At 74.1% G+C, this 6,984-nt stretch carries 5 protein-coding genes; all 5 read left to right on the forward strand.

Translation table 11 applies throughout. The features are described from left to right. The coding region (locus B073_RS42590) for an SDR family NAD(P)-dependent oxidoreductase (RefSeq protein ID WP_018543407.1) at window positions 1-3,468 on the forward strand (3,468 nt) is incomplete at its 5' end. Continuing rightward, complete coding sequence (locus tag B073_RS42595; RefSeq protein WP_018543408.1) at window positions 3,465-4,400, forward strand: 3-hydroxyacyl-CoA dehydrogenase family protein; 936 nt, start codon at window positions 3,465-3,467, stop codon at window positions 4,398-4,400. The genes B073_RS42590 and B073_RS42595, both read left to right, overlap by 4 nt. Next, entirely contained in the window at window positions 4,397-4,663 is a 267-nt protein-coding gene (locus tag B073_RS0138635) for an acyl carrier protein (protein WP_018543409.1), read from the forward strand. Before B073_RS42595 ends, B073_RS0138635 begins: the two co-directional genes overlap by 4 nt. Window positions 4,664-4,682: 19 nt before the next feature. Continuing rightward, window positions 4,683-5,828 (forward strand): acyl-CoA dehydrogenase family protein, encoded by a 1,146-nt coding sequence (locus tag B073_RS42600; protein ID WP_018543410.1) that lies wholly within the window; start codon window positions 4,683-4,685, stop codon window positions 5,826-5,828. Then, the coding region (locus B073_RS0138645; protein WP_026248146.1) for an AMP-binding protein at window positions 5,825-6,984 on the forward strand (1,160 nt) is incomplete at its 3' end. The genes B073_RS42600 and B073_RS0138645, both read left to right, overlap by 4 nt.

The raw sequence follows: 6,984 nt of genomic DNA on the forward strand, positions 1-6,984 counted from the left end.
GCGGGGCACTCGGTCGGTGAGATCGCCGCGGCCGTGGTGGCCGGTGTCCTCAGCCTGGAGCATGCCGCCCGCCTGGTCGTCACCCGGGGCCGGTTGATGCAGGCGCTGCCGGCGGGCGGTGCGATGGCCGCCATCGCCGCCACCGAGGACGAGGTCCGGGTGCTGACCGACGTGGAGCCGGCGGTGGCCGTCGCCGCCGTCAACGGGCCGCGCGCCGTGGTCGTCTCCGGCGCGGTGGAGGCCGTCGAGCGCATCGCCGGTCACTGGCGCGACCAGGGGCGGCGCACCACGCGGCTGCGGGTCAGCCACGCCTTCCACTCCCCGCTGATGGCGCCGATGCTCGACGAGTTCCGGTCCCTCCTGGGCGAGTTGTCCTTCGCCGAGCCACGGATTCCGGTCAGCCCGGCGGCGGAGAGCGGGCACCCGTTCGCGTCGCCCGAGTACTGGCTGGACCATGCCCGGCACGCGGTGCGGTTCGCCGACGCCGTGGCGGGCCTGGACAGCGCGGACGTCCTCGTGGAGGTCGGCCCCGACGCCGTGCTGACGCCGCCGCTGACGGACCGTGCGGCGGTGCCCAGCGCCCGGCGCGGCCAGGACGAGGTCGTCGCCCTGGTGACCGCGGTGGGGGCGGCCCACGCCCACGGCACCCCCGTCGACTGGTCCGCGCTCCTGACCCCCCGCCCGCCCGTGCCCCTGCCCACCTACCCCTTCCAACGGCAGACATACTGGCTCACCGGCGCCGCCCCGCGCACCGCGGCGCACGCCACGACCGACCGCGACGGCAGCTTCTGGGACGCCGTCGAGCAGCAGGACCACGCCGCGCTCACCGAGACGCTCGGCGCCCCCGCCGCCCTGCTGCCCGTCCTGCCCGAACTGGCCGACTGGCACCGGGAGAGCCGCCGCCGCGAAACCCAGGACTCGTGGCGCTACCGCGTCGCCTGGCACCCGGCCGCCGAGCCCGTGACCGCGGCCCAAGTGCCGGGCACCTGGCTGGTGTTGCTGCCCGAAGGCGGCGTGCCGGAGCAGGCCGACACGCTACGTGCACTCACCCGCATCGTCGCCGACGCGGTGACCGTCGAGACCGGCACCGACCGGGCGAAGGCCCGCACCGCGCTCACCGCGGCCGCCGCCGGAGCGCCACCGCTGTCCGGCGTCATCGCCCTCGTCGAGGAGCCCGAACCGCTGCTCGTCCTCCTCCAGGCCCTCGGCGACGCCGAGATCGGCGCCCGCCTGTGGTGCCTCACCCGCGGCGCGGTCGCCACGGCCGCCGGGGAGGAGCCCCTGACCCGGCCGGCCGCCGCCTGGGGCCTGGGCCGGGTCGCCTCCCTGGAACACCCCGACCGCTGGGGCGGCCTGATCGACCTGCCCCGCACCCTCGACGACCGCACCACCGCACTGCTGGCCGGACTGCTCACCGGCGACGGCACCGAGGACCAGGTGGCGCTGAGGGCCGGCGGAGTGCTGCGGCGCCGGGTCGTCCCCGCCCCCGCGCCCGCGCCCGTCCGCACCTGGAAGCCCACCGGTACGGTGCTGATCACCGGCGGTACGGGATCGCTGGGCGGCCACGTCGCCCGCTGGCTCGTCACCCGCGGCGCGACCTCCCTCGTCCTGCTCTCGCGCAGCGGCGAGCAGGCCCCCGGCGCCGCCGACCTCGCCGCCGAGCTGACCGAGGCGGGCGCCCGGGTACGGGTCGTGGCCGCCGACGTGGCGGCGCGCGAGGAGATGACCGCACTGGTCCGCGGGCTGGCGGCGGACGGCCAGCCGGTCCGCGCTGTCTTCCACGCCGCGGGCGTCGGGCAGAACACCCCGCTCGCCGCCATGGACCTGGCGGAGTTCCGTGCCGTCGCGGCCGCCAAGACCGCCGGTGCCGACGTCCTCGACGCGCTCTTCCCCGACGACGCCCTGGACGCCTTCGTGCTGTTCTCCTCGGTCTCCGGCGTCTGGGGCAGCGGCCACTACGCCGCCTACGCCGCCGGCAACGCCCACCTCGACGCCCTCGCCGAACGCCGCCGCGCCCGCGGCGTCACCGCGACCGCCGTCGCCTGGGGCGTCTGGGACGGCTCCGCCATGGTCGGACCGGAGGGCGGCCACCAGCTGCGCCGCCGCGGCCTGGTGCCGATGCCCCCCGCCGACGGGATCTGCGCACTCGAACGGGCCCTGGACGGCGACGAGGCCACCCTGGTCGTCGCCGACGTGGACTGGGAGCCCTTCCTCGCCGGCTACACCGCCGCCCGGCCGCGCCCGCTGATCGGGGAACTGCCGCGGGTGCGGGAGCTGTTGGCGGCCCGCCACGAGACCGCGCCCGCGACCGACCACCAGGACGTGCGCCGCCGGCTGGCCGCCCTGCCCGCCGAACAGCGCCACGAGGAACTGGCCGCACTCGTGCGCGGCACCGTGGCCGCCGTGCTCGGACACCCCGACGCGGCGTCGGTCGGCGACCATCAGCCGTTCGTGGAGCTGGGCTTCGACTCCCTGTCGGCCGTCGAGGTCCGCAGCCGGCTGAACCTGGCCACCGGCCTCGACCTGCCCGCCATGCTGGTCTTCGACCACCCCACGGTCACCGACGTGTGCACCTTCCTCCACCAGGCGCTCGACCAGGGCGCCCCGACCCCGGCCACCGCCACGACAGCGAGCGTGGACGCCGCCGAGTCCTTCGCGGCCGTCTACCGCCAGGTCGCCCTGCGCGGCCATATGACCGAGGTCGAGGCCCTGCTCAGCGGCGCCTCGGGGCTCCGCAGGCGCTTCACCGACCCCTCCCAGGCCCCCACCGGCACCGGCTACGTACGGCTCGCCAAGGGCGACCGCGGCCCCGCGGTGGTCTGCCTGCCGCCGTTCGCGCCCGTCGAGCAGTCCCTGCAGTTCGCCCGGCTGTCCACCTTCTTCCGCGACCGCCGCGACCTGTCGATGGTGACCGTGCCCGGCTTCCTGCCCGACGAGCCGCTGGCCGCCGGCATCGACGTCCTCGTCGACGTGCTCGCCGACGCCACCCTGCGCTGCGCCGACGGCCGACCCTTCGCCATGCTGGGCTACTCCTCCAGCGGCTGGCTCGCCCACGGCGTCGCCGCCCGCCTGGAGTCCGCCGGCACCCCGGCGCAGGGCGTCGTCCTGCTGGACACCTACCTGCCCGACAGCATGCCGCTGTCCGTCCGGCAGGCCATGACGTACGAGGTCAACGAGCGCCGCGCACGGTTCACCACCATGAACTTCACCTCGCTCACGGCCCTCGGCAGCTACCGCAAGCTGTTCCGCGGCTGGACCCCCGAGCCGATCGCGGCACCGACGCTCTTCCTCCGCCCCGAGGACTGCATCCCCGGCGACCCCCAGGCCCCGCCCATCACCGAGGACTGGCGCGCCCACTGGCCACTGCCGCACACCGAGGCCGTCGTCCCCGGCGACCACTGCACCATCGTCGCGGAGAACGCCGGAGAGGCCGCCGCCGTGGTGCACGACTGGCTCGACACCCTGTGACCCCCGCCCCCTTCCACACCACCCTGGAGAACACCATGGCACCACCCCTGCGCACCATCGGCGTGGTGGGCACCGGCTGCATCGGCGCGAGCGTCTGCGTCGACTACGTCATCCACGGCTTCCGCGTCATCGCGGTCGACACCGATCAGACGGCACTGGACGACACCCGCCGGCTGCTGCGCGAGACCAACCGCTTCCTGCCCGCGGTACGCCCCGGACTGGACCGGCTGCCCGCCGCCACCGCCGACGAACGCCTGGTCACCACGACCGAGTTGACGGCGCTGGCCGACTGCGAGTTCGTGGTGGAGAACATCAGCGAACGCTGGGAGGCCAAGCGCGACCTCTACCGCGCGCTGGACAAGATCCTGCCCGCCGGGACCGGCATCGGCGTCAACACCTCCAGCATCCCGGTGGGGCTGCTGGCCGCCGAGACCACCCGGCCCGAACGCGTCGTCGGCATCCACTTCATGAACCCCTCCTACCTCAAGGACGCCGTCGAGGTGATGCGCGGCGCCGCCACCTCCGACGCCTGCCTCGCCTACGTCCAGGAGATGCTGGGCCGGCTCGGCAAGCAGTCCGTGGTGGTCGGCGACTTCCCGGGCTTCGTCAGCAACCGCATCTCCCACCTCTTCTTCAACGAGGCGATCCGCACCGTCCAGGACCAGGGCGAACGCCCCGAAGTCGTCGACGACATCTTCAAGAAGTGCTTCGGGCACACCATGGGCCCGCTGGAGACCGCCGACCTCATCGGCCTGGACACGGTGCTGCTCACCCTGGAGTACCTGCACGACAGCTACCGGGACGACCGTTACCAAGCCTGCAGCCTGCTGCGGGAGATGGTCGCCGCCGGGCGCCTGGGCCGCAAGAGCGGCCGGGGCTTCTACGAACACCGCGGCACCGCCGCGGCCGACACCACGAGGAACGCACGATGACCCAGCACAACGCCACCGAGATCGACCGCATCGTCCTGGACTACCTGGCCTCCCACAGCACCGACTCCGAACCCGCCCGGGAGGAGGACCTGTTCGAGACCGGCCGGGTCAACTCGCTGTTCGCCATCCAGCTCATGAGCTTCCTGGAGAGCCGGTTCGGCGTCGAGGTCGACGTGGACGACCTGAACCTCCGCAACTTCGCCAGCATCGCCAAGATCACCGACTTCGTGCAGCGCAAGCAGCTCGAAGCCGACCCCGCCTGATCCGAGGGAGAGCAACACTGTGGACCGGCTGTTGACACCGGACGAGCGGGCGCACCACCGCCGGATGCTCACCCTGGTACTGGACCGCTGGCAGGACCAGGCACACACCTGGGAGAGCGGCGCGCTGCTGCCCGAGGAGGTGGTGACGTGGACCGCCGAACAGGGCCTGCTCGGCGCCCCGTTGCCCGCCCAGGTCGGGGGCGGCGGATGGAACGCCATCGAGGCGGGCCTGCTGTACGAGGCCCTGGGGCGGGTGAGCATCTCACTGGCCTCGTTGGTCAATGTGCACGGGATGATGGCGCAGACCCTCGCCCGCTGGGGCACACCCTGGCAGCGCGAGAACGTCATGCCCGCCCTCGGCGCGGGCAAGCGGGTCGCCGCGATCTGCATGACCGAGCCACACGCGGGCAGCGACCTGAGCGAGATCACCACCACCCTGGCCGAACGCGGCGACGACCTGGTGCTCAACGGCACCAAGGTCTACATCACCTTCGGCCAACGCGCCGACGACCTGCTGGTGTTCGCCCGGCGCGCCGGGCGCTCCGAGGCGTGCCTGGTCAGCCGGGACGCCCCCGGCGTCACCGTGACACCCATGGGCGACATGCTGGGTCTGCGCGCGGCCGGCCTGGCGCGCATCGACTTCGAGGACTGCGTGATCGCCCCGGAGGCGCTGGTCGGCAAACCGGACTTCGCCGTACCGGTGCTGGTCCCCACCGCCCTGGAACACGGCCGGCACGCCGTGGCCTGGATGGCGCTCGGCATGCTGGAGGCGTGCTTCGACGAATGCGCCCGGTTCGTGCGCACCCGCAGGACGTTCGGCAGACCGCTGCTGGAACACGGCCAGATACAGACGCTCGTGACGCGGATGGGCGCCGACCTGGAGGCCGCCCGCCACCTGTGCGTCGCCGCCTCGCGGGCGATGCAGGACAAGGCACCGGAGACGATGCGGTCGGTGCTGCTCGCCAAGTACTTCGTGTGCCGGGTGGCCCAGGAGCACACCGCCTCCGCGGTACAGCTGCTGGCCTCCTCCGGCGTCTCGGAGCGGTCGGTCACCGCCCGCGCCTACCGGGACAGCAAGGTGCTCAACATCATCGAGGGCACCGAGCAGATCCTGGAGCGGACCCTGGCACCGATGCTCGTCGGCACGGCGGGGGCCGCCCGGTGACCGCGGCGCCACGGCCGGGCGCGCCGGACGCGCCCGGCGACCGGGACCGGCTGGCCGCGGCCCTCCTGGCACTGCACCACGTCGTCCACGACGCCGCGCCCCGCGTCCGGGTGGTCCCGGCCGCGGGTGCGCCGCGCACCCTCGCGCTCCCGGTCGACCCGGTGGTGTCCTTCAAGGACTTCGCGGCCCGGGTCGACGCCGCGCTGCACGCCGCGGAGCCCGGCGCCGAGGCGGCGGGGGACGCACCGGACCTGCTGGTCACCTGCGTCCCCGGCACCGCCCGGGACGGCTTCCGGCGGGTGCTCGACCTCAGCGGCGCCGAGCCGTCGGCCGGTCACGACGGCGACCCGGACGGCCCGTTGGAGGCCGCCGCAGTGGCGGACGTCTACCGCACGGTGCTCGCTCAGGCCGTCGCCGACCCCGCCCTCCCGGTCGGCAGCCATGAACTGCTGCGCCCGGAGGACCGGCACCGGGTGCTGCGGGAATTCAACGCCACCGCACGGGACTTCCCCCAGGACGCGACGCTGCACGGCATCTTCCGCGCGCAGGCCGCCCGGACCCCCGACGCGGTGGCGGTCAGCACCGACACCGCCTCGCTGACCTACCGCCAGCTCGACGAGCGCACCGAACGGCTCGCCGGCTACCTGGTCGCGCAGGGCATCGGCCCCGGTGACGTGGTCGGGGTGCTCAGCGACCGGTGCCTGGAACTGCCGGTGGCGGTGCTGGGCGTGCTCAAGGCCGGTGCCGCCTACCTGCCCTTGGACCCGACCGTCCCCGCGCTGCGCCTGCTCGACCTCGTCGAACGGGCCGGCGCGGCCCGGGTGCTGGCCCAGCCCGGCGTGCCGGTACCGGACGGCCTGACCGCCCCGGTGACGTACCTGGACGCCCCCGAGCCGTACGCCGAGCGCCCCGAGGCACCGCTGCGGCGCGGCGGCCCGCGGGACCTGGCCTACGTCATCTACACCTCGGGCTCGACCGGTCGGCCCAAGGGGGTCATGGTCGAACACCGCTCGGTGGTCAACCGGCTGACGTGGATGCAGCGGCAGTACCCGCTGACGGCGGAGGACACCCTGCTGCAGAAGACGCCGTTCGTGTTCGACGTGTCGGTGTGGGAACTGTTCTGGTGGTTCTTCGCCGGCGCCCGGATGCACCTGCT

The sequence above is a fragment of the Streptomyces sp. MspMP-M5 genome (assembly GCF_000373585.1).
GTDB lineage: Bacteria > Actinomycetota > Actinomycetes > Streptomycetales > Streptomycetaceae > Streptomyces.